Genomic DNA, 21,333 nt, shown 5'->3' on the forward strand with positions numbered 1-21,333 from the left:
CTGTTGATGCCTCAACACTCCGCTCGTCCGCTGTGAGCCTCCTGTGAGCAAGGCACGGACTGGCTGGGAAAGTCAGCGGTCCCCCCCCCACGGCTCGCGGGGGGACCGGCCCGTCAGCTCTGGCGGCGGAACCTCCCCGCCACCATCAGCCCACCGATGATCACCAGGCCGATACCCAGCCCGAGGAGCGCGGCGAGGAAGGTCGGGGAGCCCGTGTTGGGCAGGACCCCGCCGTTACCGTCGTCGCCCCGGTCCCCGCCGTCGGAACCGGCGGAGCCGCCAGGGTCGGTGCCGTTCCCGGCACAGGCGACCTCGATGGCGACCGCGTCCGAGGCCGGGGAGATGACCGTACGTCCGGCCGCGCCCGCGATCCCGCGAGCCGCGCCGCCCTCGGGGAGGGTGACGGCCTGAGTTGCGGTCAGGGTGTGGTCGCCGCACTCGAGCGCGGGCAGCGTCGTGGACCAGGTGCCGTCGTCGCCGACCCGAACCGTGTCGACATCCTTCCCGTCGACCTGGACCGTCACGTTCGCACCGGGCTGGCCGGTGCCGGCGACGTCCGGGGTCTTGTCCACGCTGTCGCCGTCCTGGGGCGAGGTGATCACCGGGGCCGCCGGGGTGACGGTGAAGTCGACCGTGGTCGCCGGGCTGGTGTTGCCCGCCGGGTCGGTCTGGACCGCCTCGACCGTGTGCTCCCCCGCGGCGAGCGGGTCGGTGACCTCGAGCGACCAGGTGCCGTCAGGCTGGACGACCGCGGTGCCGACCTCTTCACCATCGATCTCGACGGTCACGGTGGCACCCGGCTCACCGGTGCCCTCGATCGTCGGGGTCGTGTCGCTGGTCGACCCGCCATCGGCCGGGGAGGTGATCTCCGGCGCCTCGGGAGCGGTCGTGTCCACGGTGATGATCACGGCGTTCGACTCGCCCGAGGTGTTGCCCAGCGGGTCGGTCGCGGTAGCGGTGATCGTGTGGTCCCCGTCCTCGAGGGGCTCGGTCGGCGTGAACGTCCAGGCACCGTCCGGGTCCACCGTCGTCTCCCTGACCGGTTCGCCGTCGATGATGACGGTGATGGTGTCACCGGGATTCCCGGTGCCCTCAATGGCCGGGGTGTCGTCGTTGGTGCTGTCGCCCGACTCCGGCGAGGTGATCACCGGCGCGTCCGAGGAGGCGTCGACGGTGAAGCTCACCGGCTCCGAGACCTCGGAGGTGTTGCCGGCCTCGTCGGTCTGGGTCGCCGTCACCGTGTGCTCGCCGTCGGCGAGCGGCTCGCTCGGGGTGAACGTCCAGGTGCCGTCCGGGTTCACGGTGGCCTCGCCGACGACCTCGCCATCGATGACGACCTCGACCGTGGCGCCCGGCTCACCGGTGCCGGTGATCGGCGGTGTCGTGTCGCTGACGGTGCTGCCGTCGGCCGGACCGGTGATCACCGGCGCCTCCGGTGCGGTCTGGTCGACGGTGAAGGTCACCGGCTCGGACGGGTCGGACGTGTTGCCGGACTCGTCGGTCGCCGTGGCGGTCGCGGTGTGCGGTCCCTCCACGAGCGGATCGGTGAGGATCAGGTTCCAGCTGCCGTCGCCATCGACGGGAGCACTGCCGACGACGGTGCCGTCGATCGTCACCTCGACGGTCGTGCCCGGCTCGGCGGTGCCGCTGATCGTCGGCGTCGTGTCCTGCGTGGAGGAGCCGTCGGCCGGTGAGGTGATCACCGGCGCCTCCGGGGCCGCGGCATCGACGGTGAAGGTCACCGGGGCCGAGGGGTCGGAGACGTTGCCGGCCTGGTCGGTCTGCGTCGCCGTCACCGTGTGCTCACCATCGGCCAGCGGGTCGGTCAGCGGCAGCTCCCAGTTGCCGTCGGCGTCGACCGTGGCCTCGCCCACGACCTGACCGTCGATCGTCACCTCGACCGTCGCACCCGGCTCACCGGTGCCCGTGATGGTCGGGGTGGTGTCCGAGGTCGTGGATCCGTCGGTCGGCGAGGTGATCACCGGAGCGTCGGGTGCCGTCGTGTCGACCGTGAAGGTGACCGGGGCGGAGGGCTCGGAGACGTTGCCGGCCTCGTCGGTCTGCGTCGCCGTCACCGTGTGCTCACCATCGGCCAGCGGGTCGGTCAGCGGCAGCTCCCACGTGCCCTCAGGGCTCACCGTGGCCTCGCCCACGACCTCACCGTCGATCGACACCTCGACCGTCGCACCCGACTCGCCCGTACCTGTGATCGTCGGGGTGCTGTCGTCGATGACGTCACCGTCGGCCGGCGAGGTGATCACCGGCGCGGCCGGAGCCTGGGTGTCGACCGTGAACGGGACCGGGTCGGAGGTCGGCGAGATGTTGCCCGCCTCGTCGGTCTGGGTCGCGGTGGCGGTGTGGCCACCGTCCGCGAGCGGCGTGGTCAGCTCGAGCGACCAGTTGCCGGCGGGATCGACCGTGGTGGTGCCGACCGGGACGCCGTCGACGAAGACCTCGACCTCGGCGCCGGGCTCGCCGGTGCCGGTGACCGTCGGGGTGTTGTCGTCGGTGACCGAGTCGGCCTCCGGCGACGTGATCACCGGCGCCTCCGGGGCGGCCGTGTCGATGGTCAGGATCACCGAGTTGCTCTCGGGCGAGACGTTGCCGAGGTCGTCGGTGGCGGTCGCGGTGAAGGTGTACGTCCCGTCCGCGAGCTCGGGGGCGTCCATCGTCCAGCTGCCCGTGTCGTCGACCCGCGCGGTGCCGATCACGTCGTCGTTCTGGTCGTAGACCGTGATCAGCGTGCCGGGCGTACCCGTGCCGCTGATGGTCGGTGTGTTGTCGTCGGTCGTGGTGCCGCTCTCCGGGCCCGTGATGACCGGCGCATCCTCGGAGGCGTCGACCGTGAACGTGCTGGTCGTGGCCGGCGACTCGTTGTCCGCGGCATCGACCTGCACCGCGGTCGCGGTGTGCTCACCCTCGGTGAACGGCGTGCCGGTGTCGATCGTCCAGGCGCCGTCGGCGTTGGCCTGGGTCTCGTAGTCCTGGCCGTCGACCCTCACCCGCACGGTCGCGTTGGGCTCGGCGGTGCCGGTCACTGTCTGTACGTCCGGCCCGATCGTCGAGCCGTCGGCCGGCCCGGTGATCGTCGGCGCATCGGGCGCGCTCGAGTCGATGGTGAAGGTGTTGGAGTCGGCCGGGGACACGTTGCCCGCCGCATCCGTCTGCACCGCCGAGACCGTGTGCTCACCGTCCGCGAGCGCGTCGGTGGTCGGCAACGACCAGCTGCCGTCGGCATCGACGGTGGCCGTACCGATCACGGCCCCGTCCATGCTCACCTCGACCGTGGCACCGGGCTCACCGGTGCCCGTGATCGCGGGGGTGCTGTCGCTGATCGTCGAGCCGTCCGCGGGCGACTCGATCACCGGCGCCTCCGGCGCGGCGGTGTCGATGGTGAAGGTGTTGGAGTCCGCCGGGGACACGTTCCCGGCCTCATCGGTCTGGATCGCCGAGACCGTGTGCTCCCCGTCGGCCAGGGCGTCGGTCGTCGGCAACGACCAGCTGCCGTCGGCATCGACCGTGGCCGTACCGATCACGGCCCCGTCCATGCTCACCTCGACCGTGGCGCCCGGCTCGCCGGTGCCCGTGATCGTCGGGGTGCTGTCGTTGATCGAGGACCCGTCCGCGGGCGACTCGATCACCGGCGCCTCCGGCGCGGTGCCGTCCTGATCGACGTTGGGGCCGACCGTGGACGTGGCCAGGTCAAGCCGGGCACCGGCGTCGTCGAGGAGGGTGACCTGCACGGCCGTGACGCTGTACGGCCCGGGGCCCGTTCCACCGACGTCGTTCTGTACGTTGACGTTGACCGCGACGACATCGGTCAGACCCTCGAGCACCGGGGCAAGGGTGTTCGTCGCCTGGGTCACCACCTCGTCGATCGCCTGTCCGGCCGTCGCCAGCGCGGTGTTGAGCGCAGTGTCGACCGCACCTCCGATCGCGGGCACCAGGATGTTCGTGATCGGCCCGAGCAGTGCATCGAGCGGCGCGAGGACGCCGCTGCCGTCGGCGGTGATCGGGGTCGTACCGTCGAGAAGGTCACCGACCGTCCCGGTGTAGCCGATGTTCAGCCCGCCGAGGGTGGTGCCGAAGACCGGGTCCCGCAGCGTGGTGTTCGACGTGATCGTGATGTCGATGTAGTCGTGGGCGTTGGTGATGACGTCGTTCAGGTTGCTCTGCAACTGTCCCAGGAGCGTGGCCACGTCGGCGGAGACCTGCTGCATCACCTCGGGGCTGAGCAACGTCGAGTTGGGCGGAAGGTTGTTGAGGTCGATGCCACCGGCGAGGTTCACGGTGACCTGGCCCGTCAGCGGGTCGATCGTGACCAGGTCGGTCGACAGCGGTGAGCTGAGGACCTGGTTGATCTGCTCGTCGATCCGGGAGTTGACGGTGACGGTCGTGTTCGTGCTCGCGGTGCCGGTGACTCCACCGACCAGGTTGATGATCTGGTTGACACTGCCGTTGACGGCGGTCTCGATGACGTCACTGAGACCGTTGACCTGGGTGTTGAGGTCGGCGATCGCCTGGTTGGTCGTGGTGCCGATGTCACCGACGACGGGCGAGTGCAGATCGAGGGTCGCCTCGGCGATGTTGTAGTCGCGGGTGACGATCCACTCCCCCGGGTTGTCGGGGTCGGGCTCGAGCCGCGCGGATGAGTCCACCGCGCCCAGGTCGAGCGCAGCGGCGTCGAGGGCCTGGGTCTGGCCGAGCAGCGCGGTCAGATCAAGGCTCGCACTCGCCGTGCCCGTGCTGGAGCTGGAGATCGCGTCGTCCTCGGCGGTGGCCTGCTGGGTGACGGCCTCGAGCTCGAGCAGGTCGCCCAGGCTGAGGTCGATGCCCGGAAGGGCGAGCCCGATCGTGCTCAGCGCGGTCACGTCGAGAGCGGCGTTGTCCACGGTCGGAGCGCTCGGGTCCGCACCGTCAGTGTGCTGCGCCTGCGCGCCGGCGATGCCGGCGACCGTGCTCAGGTCGAGCCCGTCGAGCAGCGACCCGCTGAGGAACTGCGCCGAGGACTGCGAGGAGTCCCCCGCGTCCGCGTACGCGGCCGGGCTGGACCCGACCGTCAACCCCACTGCGACGAGAGTCGCGAGTGTCGCTCCCCACGCGCGCGACACTCGCGACCTCGAAACCGACGAACCCATCGACTTGCGCGACGGCATAGCTCCCCCAGGTGAATCGCCATCAACAGCCGTATTTCGGCTGTTATGCCGCCTCCCGAACGTCGGCACCTGTACCTTTCATCAAAACAGTGATTCTTGTCACCCAAATCGATGACAAATCTGGTACCTGTCAAAGAAATGGTCTTTCGACCCTAGTGATGGCACCCGGGCCGCGTGCCCGCCGACGGTGCCCAGACAGACTGAGATGCTTGAGTCGATGTCCACCACAACGCAACCCCAGCGACGGGGGCGCCGGTCCGTCTTCTGGGCCGGGATCGCCCTGGTCCTGGCCGGACTGGCGATCCTCGGCTACGTCGCCTGGGAGTTCTACGGCACCACGTACGTCAGCAAGCAGCACCAGCAGGACGCGACCTCGAGGATCGAGAAGGCGTGGGGTTCGGGACAGACCGAGGTCAGCACCGAGTTCGGGTCCGCCCAGGCCCTCATCGAGATCCCGCGCTTCGGCAAGGACTACCGGATCCCGGTCCTCGCCGGGACCTCCGACCGAGCCCTGGGCGCCGGCTTCGGCCACTTCGACGGCACCGCCGCGCCCGGCGAGGTCGGCAACTTCGCGCTCGCGGGCCACCGGATCACCCACGGCGAACCGCTGCGTGACCTCCCGAAGCTCCGGCAAGGGGACAAGATCCGGGTACTGACCAGGGAGAAGACGTACGTCTATGCCCTCATCAGCGACGGCGACGACCTGACCGTGCCGTTCACGTCGATCTGGGTCACCGACCCGCTCCCCGACAACCCGGAGCGAGGCGGGGTCGAACCTGTGCAGCAGAAGGGCCAGCGCCTGATCACGCTCACCACCTGCGCCGAGCTCTTCCACACCGACAACCGGATGATCGCCTTCGGCAAGCTGGTCTCCGAGGAGCCGACGACGTAGGTCGGCAGCAGGTCCACGGGACGCAGCTCACGTGCACGGCTCGGAATGAAAGGGCACCCGACGGGGTACCTCTGGGCATGGCCGTACGCACCCCACAGGAGGTCGGTGACACCGCGTCCTCAGTCGCGGGCACGCACCGCGTCGGCACCGAGCTGAGCGATCGGATCCAGCCTGGTGACGTCGCGGGTGGCCAGGTCGACCATCACCGCGGTGTCGGCGGGCACCGGGGTCCAGCCCGGCTGCCCCAGACCGCTGGAGACGATCTCGAGCCCGTGGTCGCTGCGGCGGTAGTCCATCGCGAAGTACTCCGTGGTGTGACGCGGCGGGATGTCGCCCTCGTCGTCGAAGAGCTCGCGCAGCGCACGCAGCGGCGAGTCGGCACGCGAGTTGATGTGGATCGCGAACATGTGCGTCCGGGTGAGCATCAGCGCGTTCAGGCTGCACCGCGGGAACTTCTGGACCAGCGTGGCCAGCGCCCGGGTGACGCCCTCGGCCTCGTCGCCGTACTTCTCGACGTTCTGGTGCACGAAGTGGAAGTAGCGCTCGCTGTCGGTGTCACCGCGCAGCCGCGAGCGGGACTCCGGAGTCAGCAGGGCCTCGAGATCCGCGATCGGCGAGATATGGCCGTTGTGCGCGAACGCGGCGCCGTCGGTCAGGAACGGGTGGGTGTTCTCCGGACGTACGTCGAGCCCACCGGTCGCCCAGCGAAGGTGCACGAAACCGGCATTGGAGAGCGGGGCCTCGACGAGCCGGCGATAGGCGGGGTCGATGTCGGCAGAACGCGGCGAGCTCGTCGTGCAGGTGCCCTCGGGAGCATGCCAGGCCATTCCCCACCCGTCGGAGTGCACGGAGGTGAGCGAGGTGAACGCCTCCAGTCCCTCCTCCCCGAGCAGGTCGGCCACGGCACACGGCGACTCGGTCACATATCCGAACAGGCGACACATCGTCGAGCAGCTCCTTCCGAAGGCAGGTGCAAGCGTTGAACAGACACTTTTCGAGCAGTACCCATCACCAGCTCAGGACAGTCGGAGTCGAGGAGGAGCTTCTTCTCGTCGACGCCGAGACGGGCGCCCCGCGGTCGGTGGCGAGCGAGGTGCTCCGGGTGGCACGCCGGCACGGCGACACCGAGGCAGAGGCCGGGAAGCCCGGTGGTTCGGTGGGGCCGGAGCTCCAGGAGCAGCAGGTCGAGACCGACACTCCTCCGCAGGAGTATCTCGGGCTCCTGGAGCTGGACCTGCGGCAGTGGCGTGACAAGGCTCGCTCCGCGGCGAAGGAGGCGGGCGCGCTGATCCTGGCCAGCGGTACGCCCCTTCTGCCTGTGCACCCTCGGACCTTCGACGACGAGCGCTATGCGGCGATCACGGAGCAGTTCGGGCTGACCGCCAGCGAACAGCTCACCTGCGGCTGCCATGTACACGTCTCGGTCGACTCCGACGACGAGGCCGTCGGGGCGCTCGACCGGATCCACACCTGGCTGCCGGCGCTGCTCGCGGTGAGCGCCAACTCACCCTTCTGGCAGGGCGACGACTCGGGCTACGCGAGCTATCGTTCCCAGGCGATGACCCGGTGGCCCACCAACGGTCCGACCGAGATCTTCGGCAGCGCCCAGGCGTACGCCGACCACCTGCGCCTGCTCGTCGAGACGGGGGTGCCGATCGATGAGGGCATGGCGTACTTCGACGCCCGTCCGTCCCGCAACTACCCGACGCTCGAGATCCGGGTCGCCGACGTCTGTCTCGACCCTCGCGACGCCGTGCTCGTCGCCGGGATCGCGAGAGCTCTCGTCGAGACCGGCGCCAGGGAGTGGGCCGAGGGCCGGCCGCCCGAGCCCGCTTCGGTGGCCGTGCTCCGCCTCGCCATGTGGCAGGCGGGCCGGCACGGGATCACCGGCGACCTGCTCGACCCGCAGACCCATCGGCCGAGACCGGCTCGTGAGGTGGTCGAACGCCTCCTCGAACACATCGGCCCGGCCCTGCGTGACACCGGAGATCTCGTGCGCGTAGAGAAGGGCCTCGGCCGGGTCTTCACCGGCGGCACCGGCTCCTCGACCCAGCGCCGGATCCACACCGAAGAAGGTCGTCTCGACCGGGCCGTGGTCCGATTGGCCGAGCTCACCTGAGTTTTCCACCCTGAACAGGAGGCACCTGCTGTCATGATCCGATTCGGTCATCTCGACATCGACTTCGACGATCGCGTGCTCACGCCGCGTACCTGGACCGCCCGTCAGTCCGAATGGGCGGCCAAGCTCGCCGCGGAGCTGCCCGACGGGCCGATCCTCGAGCTGTGTTCCGGCGCCGGCCAGATCGGCCTGCTCGCCGCCTCGCTGACCGGCCGTCGCCTGGTCTGCGTCGATGCCGACCCGGCCGCCTGTGCGTTCACCCGTGCCAACGCCGAACGCGCCGGTCTGGCCGACCTGGTGGAGGTACGCCACGGCAGCATGGAGCACGCACTGGACCCGGACGAGCGCTACTGGCTGGTGATCGCGGACCCGCCGTGGGTGCCGACGGCCCAGGTCGAGCGGTATCCCGAGGACCCCCGGTCGGCCATCGACGGCGGGACCGACGGGATGCTGGTCGCCGAGAAGTGCCTGGCGACGACCGCTCGGCACCTCTCCCCCGGCGGCGCGGCCGTCCTCCAGCTCGGCACGTCCGAGCAGGCCGATCGCCTGCTGGACATGGTCGAGGGCAGCGATCTGGGGATCCAGGAGGTCCGGGACTCGCCGGGGGAAGGAGTGCTCGTGCACATCGCCCGGGCACCGCGGCCGAGCATGTCGGACCCGGCGGTCGGGTACCGGAGAGTCTGAGGGAAAGGTAGGCATAGATGCTGCCGAAGTCGCGTGGCACCCTGAGTGCCGCTGTTTTCACCGCGCTGCAGAGCGGCGCCACCGCTGATCTGGAGCCGACTCCGGAGTCAGCAGAGGACGCCCAGATCACTCTGTGGGCGCTCTACGAGCTCCACTACCGGGGCTTCGACGAGGTCGATCCCGATCTCGAGTGGGACGCGGACCTGCTGCGTCTGCGGCGCGGTCTGGAAAGGTCGTTCGAGGCCGAGCTGCGGCAGCGCTGGGCGCACAGCGGCTTCCAGGAGGATCGCGAGCTGGACCTGCCCGGACTGGTCGCCGGGCACGACGGACCGTCGTTGGCCCGGTTCGTGCAGCGCCGGGCCGACCGGGAGCAGGTGCTCGAGATCCTCAAGCACCGCTCGCTCTACCACCTCAAGGAAGCCGACCCGACCAGCTGGATCGTCCCCCGGCTCGACACCCGGCCCAAGGCCGCGCTGATGGAGATCCTCTTCGACGAGTACGGCGACGGTGACCCGAACCGGCTCCACCACCATCTGTTCCGCCGCGGGCTGGAAGCGGCCGGCCTGCGCACCGACCATGCCTGCTACGTCGACGAGGCGCCGCTCGAGATCCTCGAGATGAACAACGCGCTCTCGCTGTTCGGGCTCCATCGTCGACTCCGCGGAGCGGCGCTCGGCCACTTCGCCGCGTTCGAGTCGACCAGCTCGGTGCCGTCGCGGCAGCTCGCCCAGGGGTTGCGCCGGCTGGACTTCCCCGACGAGATGGCGGCCTACTACGACGAGCACGTCGAGGCCGACGCCGTCCACGAGCAGGTGGCCGTGCGCGACGCGTGCGGCTCGTTCGTGGAGGAGAACCCGAGCGAGCGCGACCAGGTGCTCTTCGGCGCGTACACCTGCCTCGACCTGGAGGCGCGGTACGCCCGGACGATGCTCACCGAGTGGGGTGCCTGATGACGGACTTCGAGCACCCCTCGGTCGTGCTGTGCCCGGCCGGGCCGATGCTGCTGCGCGGAAAGCACGAGATCCAGGACCCCGACGGGAAGATCCATCACACGGTTCGCCCGGTCAGCGCGGTGTGCATGTGCGGCGGTTCCGCGATCAAGCCCTGGTGCGACGGTACGCACCGGCTGCTCGCCGCGGCAGCGCGCGAGCGCGACAGCGACGGCGACGGCGACGGCAGGTGAGAGGAGACCCTGGTGGTCCGACTTCGCCGGGTCTCGACGGAGGAGCCGGGGTGGACCCGCCGCCGCGCGGGTCGTGGCTTCGTCTACCTCGACGACTCCGGTGACCGGTTGCCGGACGACGCCACCGAGTGGATCCGTGCCCTGGCCATCCCGCCCGCCTGGGAGGACGTCTGGATCTGCCCCCGAGAGAACGGGCACCTGCAGGCCGTCGGAACCGATGCGGCCGGCCGCCGTCAGTACCTCTACCACCCCGACTGGCGGGCGAAGCGTGACCAGGAGAAGTTCGAACGGGTGCTGGAGCTCGGGGCGGTCCTGCCCCGCGTACGCGAGCGGACGGAGCGCGATCTCACCACCACTGGGATGAGCGATGCGCGGGCATCAGCGCTCGCGGTGCGCCTGCTGGACCTGGGGTGCTTCCGCATCGGCAGCGACGCCTACGCCGACGAGAACGGTGGCTTCGGCCTGACGACGCTGGAGCGTCGCCACGTGCGCAAGCGTGGCGACTCCTACGTCTTCGCCTTCACCGGGAAGTCCGGCGTCGACCACACCATCAGCATCGACGACCCGCTCTCGATGGAGGCGATCGCGCAGCTGCGACGCCGGCGCGATGGTTTCCAGGAGCTCCTCGCCTACCGGCAGGGCCGGCGCTGGCAGCGGCTGACGGCGGCCATGGTCAACGACTACATGCGTGCGGTGAGCGGTCTGGAGGTGTCGGCGAAGGACTTCCGGACCTGGCACGCCACCGTGCTCGCGGCGCTCGCACTGGCCGAGGACCCGCACGCCGCAGGTCGCTCGACCCCGACCGCCAGGTCCCGCCGCAAACAGCAGGTCGCCGCGATCAAGGAGGTCGCGGAGTATCTCGGGAACACGCCGGCGATCGCGCGGAGCTCCTACATCGACCCGCGGGTCCTCGAGCTGCACGAGCAGGGGCGCACGATCCAGGTACGCGAGGCCGTGAGCAAGGACCCCCAGCGGCGCCAGGCCGCGGCCGAGCGGGCGGTCCTGCGTCTGCTGGCGCAGGACGACGCCTGACCGACCCTCAGCCCTCGACCCCGGTGGCCTCGTGCGAGGAGCCGACCGGCTTGCTCTCGGGCGACCCGCGCTGCCTGAGGTAGATCGCGAGGACGGCCATCGAGCCGACCGCCAGGAACTCGGACTGCCAGTTCTGCAGGGTGCGCGCCCAGAAGTCCGCGTTGCCCAGGTAGGAGACCCACGAGATCGGGTCGCACAGCTGCCGCAGCCGGGACTCGTTGTACGTCGCCCACCCGGCCACCGACTGGCCCAGCCAGGACATCAGGAAGATCGAACCCATGACGATCCCGAGGGACCGGGAGTAGAGCGCGGTCCGGAGGCCACCGATCCGGGCCAGCCGGGGAGAGTCGGACCGGGCGTACGCGCCGATCTTCTGCTTCTCGTCGGACTCCTGCCCGGCGTCCTGGAGCGGCTTGGACTCCGGGGAACCTCGTTGCACCAACCAGACGGTCAGCACGACGTAAAGCAGGAACTGGAGGTACTCGCTCTGCCAGTTCTCCGTCACGTCCACGGCGAAGCTCGCCGAGGTGAGGTACGCACCCAGCGAGAGCTGGTGCAGGCCGTCGGCGAACAGCTCGTCGTTGAGCTGGTGCCAGCCGGCGAACGCCTGGCCGATCAGGCTGCCCAGGAAGAGCGCCCCGAAGACGAGGCTGAGCGAGTTCTCCTTGAGGAACCGGCGCATCTCGTGGCTCCTCACCCGTGCCTGAGCGCGAGGGCCAACGTGTAGAGCAGCCCGATGCCGATGACCGCCAGATAGGTGACGTACATGACTCTCATCTCAGCCTCCGTGCAGCGCGCACGCCCGAGCCCAGTCCTGCGCGGTGACCGCCGCCTCGAAGGCGGCGGCCCGCTCCTGAACCGCCTCGTCCTGCCCCGAGCCGCATCCGGTGAGGACCATCGGCAGGAGCAAGACCGACGCCATGGACCACCACCGCATGCGAACCCCTCAGCCGTGGGCGGCCCGTGCCGCCCCAGCCTCCGTGTCCTCGCCGCTGGTCTTCAGCTGACCACCCTGGTCCTCCAGGTGGGCGCGTACGAACCAGTGGAAGAGCTCGAGCTGCTCCACCTGGCCGATCAGGATGTCCTGGGTCACCAGGTCGAGGTCGTCAAGGGTCTTGATGGCCTCCCGGTAGGAGCCGATCACGCCCTGATAGGTGACGTCGAGCGCGGCGAGGTGCTCCTGGGTGGTGGCCCGGCCGATGCTGTAGTCGTTCCACTCCCTCTCCTCGACCAGCGCACCCGGGGTGCCTCGCGGGGCACCACCCAGGGTCGCGATGCGCTCGGCGAGCGCATCGGCCATCGCGCGCACCGCGTCGACCTGCGGGTCGATCATCTGGTGGACCGCGATGAAGTGCGGTCCGACCACGTTCCAGTGCACGTGCTTGAGGGTGAGCTGGAGGTCGTTCGTGGCGTGCAGCCGTGACTGCAGCAGGCCGATCGTCGTACGCGCAGCGCTCTCGTCAAGCCCGGGAATCGTGTAGTGCAACGTGTCTGTCGTCATGTCCGGCCGGTACCCCGCCGCGCTCCGATTCATGCCGTGACCAGGCGGCGAATAAACTTCGCCGCGTGTCCGCACTTCTCAGCTCGCCGTCTCGCCTCTATCGGATCGTCGCCACTGCCGAGGCGGTGACCTGGACCGGGCTGCTCAGCGGCATGTTCCTGAAGTACGTCACCGAGACTACCGAGCTGGGCGTCAGCATCTTCGGGATGCTGCACGGGATCGTGTTCATCACCTATTGCGTGACCACCGTCGCGATCGCGGTCGACCAGCGCTGGTCGTTCGGCCGCCTGGTCGCCGGCCTCGCCTCCTCGATCCCGCCGCTCCTCACCCTCTGGTTCGAGCGCTACGCCGAACGCCGCGGCCTCCTCGCCCCGACGTGGCGCCTGATCGAGGAGTCGCCCACCCGCCCGCTCGAGCGTCCCCTCGCGTGGCTCCTGCGCAACCCGGTCCGTGGCCTGGCCACCGGCCTCGCGAGCGTCGCCGCGCTGACCGTGGTCGCGCTCATCGCCGGGCCGCCTGTCGGCTGACCCACGCCGGACAGCGCAGCCCGGTCACTTCGCGGCTTCTGCGATCTCGACCTCACCGCTGCGTACGACCTCGCCGCAGGCCTTGCAGGCCAGCACGGGGTGAAACTCCGCGCCACAGGAGTGATCGAACCTGACCGGCGGGCCGTCCTCACCGGCCAGGTGACGATCGCCGAACTCGCGCATCGTGGCGATGATCGGCGCGAGCGACCGTCCGAGGTCGGTCAGGTGGTACTCGAACCTCGGCGGGCGCTGCTCGTACTGGACCCGCGTCACCAGTCCGTGCGCCTCGAGCCTGCGTAGGCGATCGGTGAGGATGTCGCGCGGTCCGCCCGTGAACCGGGCGATCTCCTCGAACCGGCGACTTCCGAGAAACAGCTCACGAACGATGAGCAGGGTCCATTTGGAGCCGACGAGCTCGAGCGTCCGCGCGACCGAGCATTCACGTACCTGCGTCATCATGGGTTCGATCCTAATCGAGTTGGAAAACCAAACCAACCCGAGTACGTTGGAAAAACCAACTCAGCGGAGCGGCGTCCCCGCCCTTGACGCAGGAGAACCACATGCCCACTCTCGCGAACGCGGTCGTCCTGGTGACCGGAGCGAACGGCGGCCTCGGCACCCACTTCGTCAGCCAGGCTCTGGAGCGCGGCGCCGCCAAGGTGTACGCCGCCGCACGCAGGCCCCGCGAGTGGAACGACCCGCGCATCGTGCCGCTGAGGCTCGACGTGACCGACCACGACTCGATCGCCGAGGCGGCAGCGGCGGCCGGAGACGTCACGGTCGTCATCAACAACGCCGGCGGTTCCAACGGCGCCAGCGTGACGGGTGACCTGAGCGCCGTCCGCGACCTCTTCGAGACCAACTTCTGGGGAGCGCTCGACGTCACCAACACCTTCCTGCCATCCCTGCGCGCCAGCAAGGGTGTCGTGCTCAACGTGCTCTCGGTCCTGAGCTGGTACGGCATCGGGGACGGCTACAGCGCCACCAAGGCCGCGCTGTGGTCGGCGACCAACACCCAGCGCCTCGCGCTGGCGGGCGATGGCATCCACGTCGCGTCGCTGCACCTGGGATACACCGACACCCCGATGACGGTCGGCATCACCGACCCGAAGAACGATCCGGCCGACGTGGTCCGCAGTGCCTACGACGGCCTCGAGGCCGACGCGTACGAGATCCTCGCCGACCAGGTGAGCGCCGACGTCAAGGCCGGTCTCGCTCAGCCGATCGAGGCCCTCTACCCCCAGCTGAGCCGCTGATGACCCGCGACTTCGAGGCCTTCTACCTACCGACCGGCGACGACGGCGTCTTCGAGTCGACCCCGGCGACGGCCAGCCCCTGGGACCACTCGCTGCAGCACGGCGGCCCTCCCGCTGCCCTGCTGGCCCGGGCGATCGAGTCGGTACGCTCCGACCCGGCCCTGTCCATCGCCCGGTTCACGGCCGACATGCTCGGCGGCATTCCTCAGGGCACCATGCGCGTGGAGGCACACGTGGTTCGGCCGGGCCGCCGCGTCGAGCTCGTCGAGGCCTCGCTGTGGGCCGGCGACCGGCTCGCGGTCAAGGCGAGCGCCTGGCTGATCCGGGCCACGCCGGGGTCGACCCGCGAGCACTGGCGACCGGCGCAGGAGGTTCCCGCCATCCCGCCGGCCTCCTCCGAGCTCTTCTTCGAGGGAGTCAGCCCGGACTGGGGCTACGGCCGCGCCCTCGAGTGGCGGTTCGTCAGCGGGGGCTACGAGCCCGGCCCGGCGACGGTCTGGGCGCGCCTGCGGGTCCCGCTGGTCGCCGGTGAGCAGGCATCCCCGGTGCAGCGCCTGCTCACCCTGGCCGACTCCACCAACGGCCTGTCCGGCTCCCTGCCGATGAGCTCGTGGTACTTCATCCCGCCGACCGTGACCGTCACCATCGAGCGCCCGCCGGTGAGCGAGTGGATGCTGCTCGACGCCCGCAGCACCATCGGACCGGACGGGATCGGCCTGGCACAGGGCGACCTGGCCGACGAGCACGGCACGTTCGCCGTCGTCACGCAGCCGCTGATGGTCGCGCCTCGCTGATCACCCACCCACCGCTCGAACACGAAGGAGAGCCACCATGCCGAACGCCGTGATCCTCGACGCCGTGCGTACGCCCGTAGCCAAGGGCAAGCCCGGCGGCGCCTACTCCGAGATCCATGCCGTCGATCTCCACGCCCACACGCTGGCCGCGCTGGTCGAGCGCACCGGCATCGACCCGGCCGTCGTCGACGACGTGATCAGCGGCGCGGTCGGGCAGGTCGGCGAGCAGTCGGGCAACACCGCACGCTGGGCCCTGCTCGGCGCCGGGTTCCCGGAGTCGGTGCCCGGCGTCACCGTCGACCGGCAGTGCGGCAGCTCCCAGCAGGCGCTCCACTTCGCGGCCCAGGGTGTGATCGCCGGCGCCTACGACGTGGCCATCGCCTCGGGCGTGGAGTCCATGAGCCGCGTTCCGATGGGCTCGCAGTTCCTGGGCAAGGACTTCTACGGCAGCAGGGTGAACGCTCGCTACGACGGCGGCCTGGTCCTCCAGGGCATCTCGGCAGAGCTGATCGCCGACAAGTGGGACCTGTCCCGCACGGAGCTGGACGAGTTCGCGGCAGAGTCGCACCAGCGTGCCGCGGCGGCATGGAAGAACGGACACTTCGACTCGCAGGTCACCTACGTGAACGACCTCCGCGTCGACGAGACGATCCGCCCGGCATCCACGACCGAGTCGCTCGCCGGTCTTCGACCGGCCTTCAAGGACGAGAGCTCCGTGGCCAGGTTCCCCGACCTCGACTGGCGCGTCACGGCCGGCAACAGCTCGCCGATCAACGACGGCTCCGCCGCGCTCCTGGTCGCCTCCGAGGAGGCCGCCGTACGTCTCGGCCTGACCCCCAGGGCGCGGGTCCACTCGTTCGCGGTCGCCGGCGACGACCCGATCTTCATGCTCACCGGGATCATCCCCGCGACCCAGAAGGTGCTCGCCCGCGCCGGCCTCGACATCGACGACATCGATGCCTTCGAGGTCAACGAGGCGTTCTCCTCCGTCGTGCTCGCCTGGCAGCGGGAGACCGGCGCGGACCTCGCCAAGGTCAACATCAACGGCGGCGCCATCGCCATCGGGCACCCGCTGGGTGCTTCCGGCGCCCGCCTGATGACCACGTTGCTCAACAACCTGGAGCAGACCGGCGGCCGCTACGGCCTCCAGGTCATGTGCGAGGCCGGCGGCCTGGCGAACGCCACGATCATCGAGCGGATCTGACGCGCGCGGCACACCCGGACCATCAGCGACCCGAAGGACATCCATGCCCCAGAACACGACATCCGAGCAGGCCGCAGCGGTGCGCGAACGCACCTACACATGGGCCGACCCACAGCTCTTCGCCACCGCCGCCCGAGAGCTCGACGGGATCGACTTCTTCGAGCATCTGGGAGACGGGGAGCTCGCGCCGCCGCCGATCAACTCGACCCTGGGCATGACCCTGGTCGAGGTCGGCGACGGGCGGGCCGTCTTCGAGCTCACGCCCGAGGAGTGGCACTACAACCCCATCGGCACCGTGCACGGCGGCATCCTGGCGACCCTCGCGGACTCGGCCCTGGGGTGCGCGGTCCACACCAAGCTGAAGGCGGGCACGGGCTACACCTCGCTCGACCTGACCATCAAGTTCACCCGAGCAGCCACGCTGGAGAGTGGCACCCTGACCTGCGAGGGTCGCGTCGTGACGATCGGACGCCGCACCGCGACCGCCGAAGCGGAGATCACCGACAAGACGGGCCGCGTGATCGGTCACGCCGTCGCGACCTGTCTCATCATGGCGGGGAGCTGACCGCCTCCCGTCGCGGTGCGTCACTTTTCGGCGTGCTGATCCAGCTCGCGGCGTAGGGCCTGCTTGTCCTTGTCGCCGACAGGGATGTCCGCGTTGGCGGCCTGGCGGCGCATCTCGTCACGGGTGATGTCCTGGGGCATCTCGCCGAGGTGCTCCTGCCTGCTCTTCAGGAAGGCCCGACCCAGCTCGGCACGACGTGCGTCGTCGAGCCTGTCGCGGATGCCCGGGAGCACGGTCTTCTCCTCCTCCTCGACATGGTGACTGACCGCGTCGACGACCTCCCGCAGCTTGTCGGCGTACGCCGTCGAGTAGGGGTCGCACTCGTTGAGCTCGGCGAGGAGGCGGTCTGCCAGCAGGTGCTCCTCCTGGCTGTGCGCGACGTCCTCGGCCTCACCCGCCTCGTCGCGGGCGACCGGGTAGACCTCGGCCTCCTCGGCGCGGCTGTGCGCGGACAGGAGCGTCACCAGGACCGGGGTCAGCCCGGCTCGTACCTCTGGTTCTCGCTCGAGCTTCTCGAACAGGCTCTCCACCTCACGGTGGTCCTGCATGATCAGGTCGGTCACGTCTTCGGACACGGCAGCTCTCCTCCTGTGCTGAAAGGGATCCGGCCCGGCACCGGTACCCGCGAAGGCGCGGTTTCAGGCCTCAGTCAGGGGCTCGTCGACGATGTGTACGGCCGCTTCCTCTGCCGAGGCGCCGGCACCGTCGATACCCTCGTCGTGCCCGATGAGCTTGCCCTCGTCGTCCTCGCGCACACCCTGGTCCGGGCTGGTGAGCCGCCCGGAACGGGCCTCGCCGACCTCGCCGGTCACCGGCCCGTCCAGGATGTCGGCGTCAGCCTCGGCCTCGGCCTCCTCCCAGACCTCCGGCTCCTCCTGAGCGCGCCGTTCGTCGATGGTCTCGCCCTCGATCTCCTCCCGAGGCGTCACACCCTTCGCGTAGACACCCCGCGGCCGTTCGGGCGGCGAGTAGCCCTCGTCCAGGACATCGTCGACACCACGGTCGTCAAGGGTGTCGTCTGGCTGAAGCTGCTCTTCACTCATGACTGGACCGGTAACCGCCGACACGGCTTCCCATGCTCCACGAGTCGGTTGGTCCGTACGTAACCTGGCCCAGGAAGGCCGTGCTGAACCGACAACGCGACGAATCGGGGCGACGTAGCCATGACTGCCGACCTTGCCTATGTGGTGATCGGGGCGAGCCTGTTGCTGGCCATCGTGCTTCCCGACCTCCTCGACCGGTGGGCGATCTCGGCCCCGATGGTGCTCGTCGGAGTCGGGATGCTGATCGGGCTCACGCCGCTCCCCGACGGTCTGCCGCTGGACCCGCAGACCAACCGCGTCGCGATCGAGCACGCCACCGAGCTGGTCATCATCGTCGCGCTGATGGGGGTCGGCCTGGCCCTCGACCGACCACTGGAGCTCCGCGATCCGAGGGCCTGGCGCCGGTGGTCGTCGACCTGGCGATGAGCGTGACGAGCTCCGGTTCACCCTCACTTCGGAGGCAGGTCTGAACGACGGTCTCGCCTTCCCGTTCGTGTACGTCGCGATCCTGCTCGCCACCGAAGGAGCCGTGTCGAACTGGGCTCTGGAATGGGTCGGCTTCTACCTGGTGGGCAAGATCGTGATCGGCGTCCTCGCCGGGCTGGTGGTGGGGAAGATCCTCGCCTACATCGCGTTCCGGTCCAGCAGCCGATCCCTGCGCGTGGCGGAACGGGGCGAGTCGCTGCTCGCGCTCGCCGCACTGATCGGGTCGTACGGCGTCGGCGAGGTCCTCGGTGGCTACGGCTTCCTCTCCGTCTTCGTCTGCGCCATGGCCGTCGCCGAACGGCTCGAACGCCTGCTGACTCTCTTCGTCCTGCTCATCCTGGGCATCGCGCTCACGCGAGGTCTGCTCGAGGCTCTCGACTGGCGTGGGATCGCCATCGGGCTGGCGCTGATCCTGGTGGTGCGGCCGGCGGCGGGGATCCTGGCCCTCGCGCCGTGGCCGGGCCGCGGAGAACCAAGGTCACCTCTCACCCGGCGCCAGCGGTGGGCCACGGCGTTCTTCGGTGTCCGCGGGGTCGGGTCCGTCTACTACCTCGCCTACGCCGCCGGTCAGGACGAAGCGCTGGCTCAGGACTGGCTGTGGTCGACCGTCGCCTTCACCATCGTCGCCTCGGTGCTGGTTCACGGAGTCCTCGCCACCCCGGTCATGGCACGCGTCGATCCTGCCCGGGAATGACGACGAGGTCCGTACGTCAGGCAGGGCCGCCTTCGCCGCTGACGGCGGCGAGCAGGTCCACGTCGACCGTCTCCTGATGGGAGATCTTCTCCGTGACCAGCTCCCTCTGCTCGTAGGTGAGGGTCGCTCCCGGGAGTTACCGCATGGCAGGAGAATGCGCCCGAGGGAACCATCCGCGACGAGCTGGCCCAACCGCTTGCCAGCCAGCAAGGGAGCATGATGCCCGCCGTCCACGTGCTCGCCGGATCCTCCGACGAAGAGTTCATCCGTACGCCCAGCGGCGTGCTCGTCCCCGCCGAGATCGACCCGTTCCACCGGCACCTGCACCACATCGCCCCCAGCGCACTGATCGACGAGACGACGCAGACCACCGGGATGCGCCGCGCCGAGGCGATCAGCGGCAAGACCGTCGGCGCATGCAACCTGTGGATGGGCCAGACCCACGTCCCCGCCTCCACCGCCTCGGCCAACCACCACCACGGCGACTCCGAGACCGCGATCTACATCGTCTCCGGCAACCCGGTCTTCGTCTTCCTCGACACCGACGGCGACGAGCCCGTCGAGAGCCGTCGTCGTCATCGCCCGCACCACCCAGGAGGCCATCGTGGTCAACCTCGACGGACTGGACTGGTCCGAGGTTCACCCGAAGCACCCACGCTGACCCGGGCAGAACCCGACTCAGGGGGCCACCTCAGTCGAGGAACGCCGTGGCCTCGATCTCCACGAAGAACTCGGGTGTGAAGAGCGCCTGGACGCCGATGATCGTGATCGGCGGGGTCGGGCGCGGCCGGCTTGAAGTCCGGCGTGACGCCGGCCTGTCCGGCCAGCAGGACCTGCCGGGATCCGGTGCCGACGGCGACCGCCCCTCCATTGTGTGCGCAGACGCCGGCCCATCGTGTGCTGGTCCGGCCATCCGCCTGTCCGGACGAGGCGCCACCCGCGCATCGCACGCGATCACGCGGGTGGCGCCCTCGAGGCGGTCCGTCACAGGCGGCGGGAATCCCGGACTCGCATGCCTACTCAGCCACCCACGAGCTCACGGTAGGCGCGGTCCCACTTCTCGTAGTTGTCGAGCATCTCGTCCTCGGGGACCGGGATCGTCTCGACGCCCTCCAGCGGATCGCCCTCCTGCGGGACCGAGGTCGAGCGGAAGTCCGCGGCGATGAAGGGCTGCCCCTCGCTGAGCAGGAAGTCGGTGAAGAGCAACGCAGCCGCCGGGTGCTTGGCGGTGGCCATCAGACCGACACCGTTGGGGCGAGTGACGACCGGGACCACGTGCTCATCGCCGTTCTTCCACGCCACGGGGGCGTTGTCCTCGCCGGCCAGGCCGTCGATCGTGTGGGAGTAGCTGGACAGCACGACGTGCAGCTTGCCGGCGGCGAGCATGTCTCCCATCGTGCTGTGCCCCTTCTCCACGGAGGCGTTGGCCGCGATGTCCTTCCACATCTCGTCGACCTCGTCCTGGCTCTTTCCCTGATCGAGGTAGTAGTCGGAGACGGCAGCGAACCAGTCGACATCACCGATCTCGAGCGCGACCTTCCCGTCCCACTTCGGGTCGGCGAAGTCCGCGATCTCCTCCGGGATCTCCGAGGAGTCGACCTTCTCTGTGTTCCAGCCGACGACGAAGGCGTTGAACCGGTCGGCGGTCCACCCGTCGAGCTGCCCCTCCGGACGTACGGCGTCGCGGTACTCGCTCTTGTAGTCGTACAGGAAGCCCTCCTGCGCCAAGATGTTGAGCTCGCCGGAGTTGGTCTCGACGAGGTCGGTGCTCACGTTCCCCGAGTTGCCTTCCGTCGTCAGTCGCTGCAGCACCGTCTCGGAGTTGCCACGGGTGGGCGCGACCTCGATGTCGTACTTCTTCTCGAAGGCCTCGACCAGCGAGTCCATATCGGTGTTGGACGTGTAGAGGACGAGCTTGCCCTCCTTCTCGGCCATCTCGACGAGCTTGTCGGTGCGCTCCTGCCCCGAGAGTGCGTTGATCTCGTCGTACACCTCCTGGGCATGGGCGTCCACCTCCGGGCCGCCTGCGCTCGCGGTCGGCGACCCGCCACACGCCGTCAGCACCATCGCGGCCGCCAGTGCGGAGGCAGCCAGTGGGGTCTTCGTCTTCATCTCATCTCCTGGGGGAACGTGCGACGAACCTTTTGGATTGATGGTATAACCATTAAAGTGATTGCTATCACATTTAGCCCGACGC

At 69.5% G+C, this 21,333-nt stretch carries 23 protein-coding genes; 14 read left to right on the forward strand and 9 right to left on the reverse strand.

Going from position 1 to position 21,333, the window contains the following annotated elements; all coding sequences use genetic code 11:
• Positions 1 to 113 precede the first annotated feature (113 nt).
• Positions 114 to 5,069: an Ig-like domain-containing protein gene (locus ABZ796_RS06615; protein WP_357335574.1), complete on the reverse strand. Its 4,956-nt coding sequence runs from the start codon at positions 5,067 to 5,069 to the stop codon at positions 114 to 116.
• Positions 5,070 to 5,373: 304 nt separating this feature from the next.
• Here ABZ796_RS06615 and ABZ796_RS06620 point away from each other — a divergent pair, with 304 nt between their 5' ends.
• On the forward strand, positions 5,374 to 6,048 hold the full coding sequence (locus tag ABZ796_RS06620) for a class E sortase (RefSeq protein WP_357335575.1): 675 nt from the start codon (positions 5,374 to 5,376) through the stop codon (positions 6,046 to 6,048).
• A gap of 119 nt (positions 6,049 to 6,167) precedes the next feature.
• Here the strand turns inward: ABZ796_RS06620 and ABZ796_RS06625 are convergent, their stop codons facing one another.
• Positions 6,168 to 6,992: a class II glutamine amidotransferase gene (locus ABZ796_RS06625; protein WP_357335577.1), complete on the reverse strand. Its 825-nt coding sequence runs from the start codon at positions 6,990 to 6,992 to the stop codon at positions 6,168 to 6,170.
• Positions 6,993 to 7,027: 35 nt separating this feature from the next.
• Between ABZ796_RS06625 and ABZ796_RS06630 the strand changes: the two genes are divergently transcribed.
• Genes ABZ796_RS06630 through ABZ796_RS06650 form a run of 5 tightly spaced genes read left to right on the forward strand, consistent with a single transcriptional unit; the run spans position 7,028 to position 11,066 of the window.
• Positions 7,028 to 8,167: a glutamate--cysteine ligase gene (locus tag ABZ796_RS06630; protein WP_357335578.1), complete on the forward strand. Its 1,140-nt coding sequence runs from the start codon at positions 7,028 to 7,030 to the stop codon at positions 8,165 to 8,167.
• A 33-nt stretch (positions 8,168 to 8,200) separates the two neighbouring features.
• Complete coding sequence (locus ABZ796_RS06635; protein WP_357335580.1) at positions 8,201 to 8,851, forward strand: class I SAM-dependent methyltransferase; 651 nt, start codon at positions 8,201 to 8,203, stop codon at positions 8,849 to 8,851.
• Between the two features lie 17 nt (positions 8,852 to 8,868).
• A complete protein-coding gene (locus ABZ796_RS06640; RefSeq protein ID WP_357335582.1) occupies positions 8,869 to 9,801 on the forward strand; it encodes an iron-containing redox enzyme family protein in 933 nt (310 codons plus the stop codon).
• Entirely contained in the window at positions 9,801 to 10,034 is a 234-nt protein-coding gene (locus ABZ796_RS06645; RefSeq protein ID WP_357335583.1) for a CDGSH iron-sulfur domain-containing protein, read from the forward strand. Before ABZ796_RS06640 ends, ABZ796_RS06645 begins: the two co-directional genes overlap by 1 nt.
• A 12-nt stretch (positions 10,035 to 10,046) precedes the next feature.
• Positions 10,047 to 11,066 (forward strand): DNA topoisomerase IB, encoded by a 1,020-nt coding sequence (locus ABZ796_RS06650; RefSeq protein ID WP_357335585.1) that lies wholly within the window; start codon positions 10,047 to 10,049, stop codon positions 11,064 to 11,066.
• A gap of 7 nt (positions 11,067 to 11,073) precedes the next feature.
• Here the strand turns inward: ABZ796_RS06650 and ABZ796_RS06655 are convergent, their stop codons facing one another.
• The 3 genes from ABZ796_RS06655 to ABZ796_RS06665 all read right to left on the reverse strand — a co-directional run bounded on the left by ABZ796_RS06655 (position 11,074) and on the right by ABZ796_RS06665 (position 12,567).
• The gene (locus ABZ796_RS06655; RefSeq protein ID WP_357335587.1) at positions 11,074 to 11,748 is read right to left on the reverse strand and encodes a DUF6766 family protein; all 675 of its coding nucleotides are present in this window, start codon (positions 11,746 to 11,748) and stop codon (positions 11,074 to 11,076) included.
• 96 nt (positions 11,749 to 11,844) lie between these two features.
• Positions 11,845 to 11,988, reverse strand: coding sequence for a hypothetical protein (locus ABZ796_RS06660; RefSeq protein ID WP_357335589.1), 144 nt, complete (start codon positions 11,986 to 11,988; stop codon positions 11,845 to 11,847).
• A gap of 24 nt (positions 11,989 to 12,012) precedes the next feature.
• Entirely contained in the window at positions 12,013 to 12,567 is a 555-nt protein-coding gene (locus tag ABZ796_RS06665) for a DNA starvation/stationary phase protection protein (RefSeq protein ID WP_357335591.1), read from the reverse strand.
• A gap of 65 nt (positions 12,568 to 12,632) precedes the next feature.
• Between ABZ796_RS06665 and ABZ796_RS06670 the strand changes: the two genes are divergently transcribed.
• Complete coding sequence (locus ABZ796_RS06670; protein ID WP_357335593.1) at positions 12,633 to 13,094, forward strand: DUF3817 domain-containing protein; 462 nt, start codon at positions 12,633 to 12,635, stop codon at positions 13,092 to 13,094.
• Between the two features lie 24 nt (positions 13,095 to 13,118).
• Here the strand turns inward: ABZ796_RS06670 and ABZ796_RS06675 are convergent, their stop codons facing one another.
• Positions 13,119 to 13,553 (reverse strand): helix-turn-helix domain-containing protein, encoded by a 435-nt coding sequence (locus tag ABZ796_RS06675; RefSeq protein ID WP_357335595.1) that lies wholly within the window; start codon positions 13,551 to 13,553, stop codon positions 13,119 to 13,121.
• A gap of 101 nt (positions 13,554 to 13,654) precedes the next feature.
• Here ABZ796_RS06675 and ABZ796_RS06680 point away from each other — a divergent pair, with 101 nt between their 5' ends.
• From ABZ796_RS06680 to ABZ796_RS06695, 4 genes are read left to right on the forward strand one after another with little or no spacing between them, the layout of a single operon-like run.
• Positions 13,655 to 14,350, forward strand: a complete 696-nt coding sequence (locus ABZ796_RS06680) for an SDR family oxidoreductase (protein WP_357335596.1) — start codon at positions 13,655 to 13,657, stop codon at positions 14,348 to 14,350.
• The gene (locus ABZ796_RS06685; RefSeq protein ID WP_357335598.1) at positions 14,350 to 15,144 is read left to right on the forward strand and encodes a thioesterase family protein; all 795 of its coding nucleotides are present in this window, start codon (positions 14,350 to 14,352) and stop codon (positions 15,142 to 15,144) included. The genes ABZ796_RS06680 and ABZ796_RS06685 overlap by 1 nt, the downstream gene beginning before the upstream one ends.
• A gap of 37 nt (positions 15,145 to 15,181) precedes the next feature.
• Positions 15,182 to 16,348: an acetyl-CoA C-acyltransferase gene (locus ABZ796_RS06690; RefSeq protein ID WP_357335600.1), complete on the forward strand. Its 1,167-nt coding sequence runs from the start codon at positions 15,182 to 15,184 to the stop codon at positions 16,346 to 16,348.
• A 43-nt stretch (positions 16,349 to 16,391) separates the two neighbouring features.
• Positions 16,392 to 16,913 carry a PaaI family thioesterase gene (locus tag ABZ796_RS06695; protein WP_357335601.1) on the forward strand — a complete coding sequence of 174 codons (522 nt, stop codon included), beginning with the start codon at positions 16,392 to 16,394 and terminating at the stop codon, positions 16,911 to 16,913.
• Between the two features lie 20 nt (positions 16,914 to 16,933).
• Here the strand turns inward: ABZ796_RS06695 and ABZ796_RS06700 are convergent, their stop codons facing one another.
• Together ABZ796_RS06700 and ABZ796_RS06705 are read right to left on the reverse strand one after the other, a co-directional pair.
• On the reverse strand, positions 16,934 to 17,488 hold the full coding sequence (locus tag ABZ796_RS06700) for a hemerythrin domain-containing protein (RefSeq protein ID WP_357335603.1): 555 nt from the start codon (positions 17,486 to 17,488) through the stop codon (positions 16,934 to 16,936).
• 63 nt (positions 17,489 to 17,551) lie between these two features.
• A complete protein-coding gene (locus ABZ796_RS06705; protein WP_357335605.1) occupies positions 17,552 to 17,956 on the reverse strand; it encodes a DUF5709 domain-containing protein in 405 nt (134 codons plus the stop codon).
• Between the two features lie 120 nt (positions 17,957 to 18,076).
• On the opposite strand from ABZ796_RS06705, the gene ABZ796_RS06710 reads away from it, so the two are divergent.
• The 3 genes from ABZ796_RS06710 (at position 18,077) to ABZ796_RS06720 (ending at position 19,877) form a co-directional block, all read left to right on the forward strand.
• Positions 18,077 to 18,382, forward strand: coding sequence for a hypothetical protein (locus tag ABZ796_RS06710; RefSeq protein WP_357335606.1), 306 nt, complete (start codon positions 18,077 to 18,079; stop codon positions 18,380 to 18,382).
• A 67-nt stretch (positions 18,383 to 18,449) separates the two neighbouring features.
• Positions 18,450 to 19,136: a cation:proton antiporter gene (locus ABZ796_RS06715; RefSeq protein WP_357335607.1), complete on the forward strand. Its 687-nt coding sequence runs from the start codon at positions 18,450 to 18,452 to the stop codon at positions 19,134 to 19,136.
• A 219-nt stretch (positions 19,137 to 19,355) separates the two neighbouring features.
• Positions 19,356 to 19,877: a hypothetical protein gene (locus tag ABZ796_RS06720; RefSeq protein WP_357335608.1), complete on the forward strand. Its 522-nt coding sequence runs from the start codon at positions 19,356 to 19,358 to the stop codon at positions 19,875 to 19,877.
• Positions 19,878 to 20,156: 279 nt separating this feature from the next.
• Here the strand turns inward: ABZ796_RS06720 and ABZ796_RS06725 are convergent, their stop codons facing one another.
• On the reverse strand, positions 20,157 to 21,248 hold the full coding sequence (locus ABZ796_RS06725; RefSeq protein ID WP_357335610.1) for an extracellular solute-binding protein: 1,092 nt from the start codon (positions 21,246 to 21,248) through the stop codon (positions 20,157 to 20,159).
• Positions 21,249 to 21,333 lie beyond the last annotated feature (85 nt).

It is taken from the genome of Nocardioides sp. NPDC047086 (assembly GCF_040643685.1).
In the GTDB taxonomy this organism is placed as follows: Bacteria; Actinomycetota; Actinomycetes; order Propionibacteriales; family Nocardioidaceae; genus Nocardioides.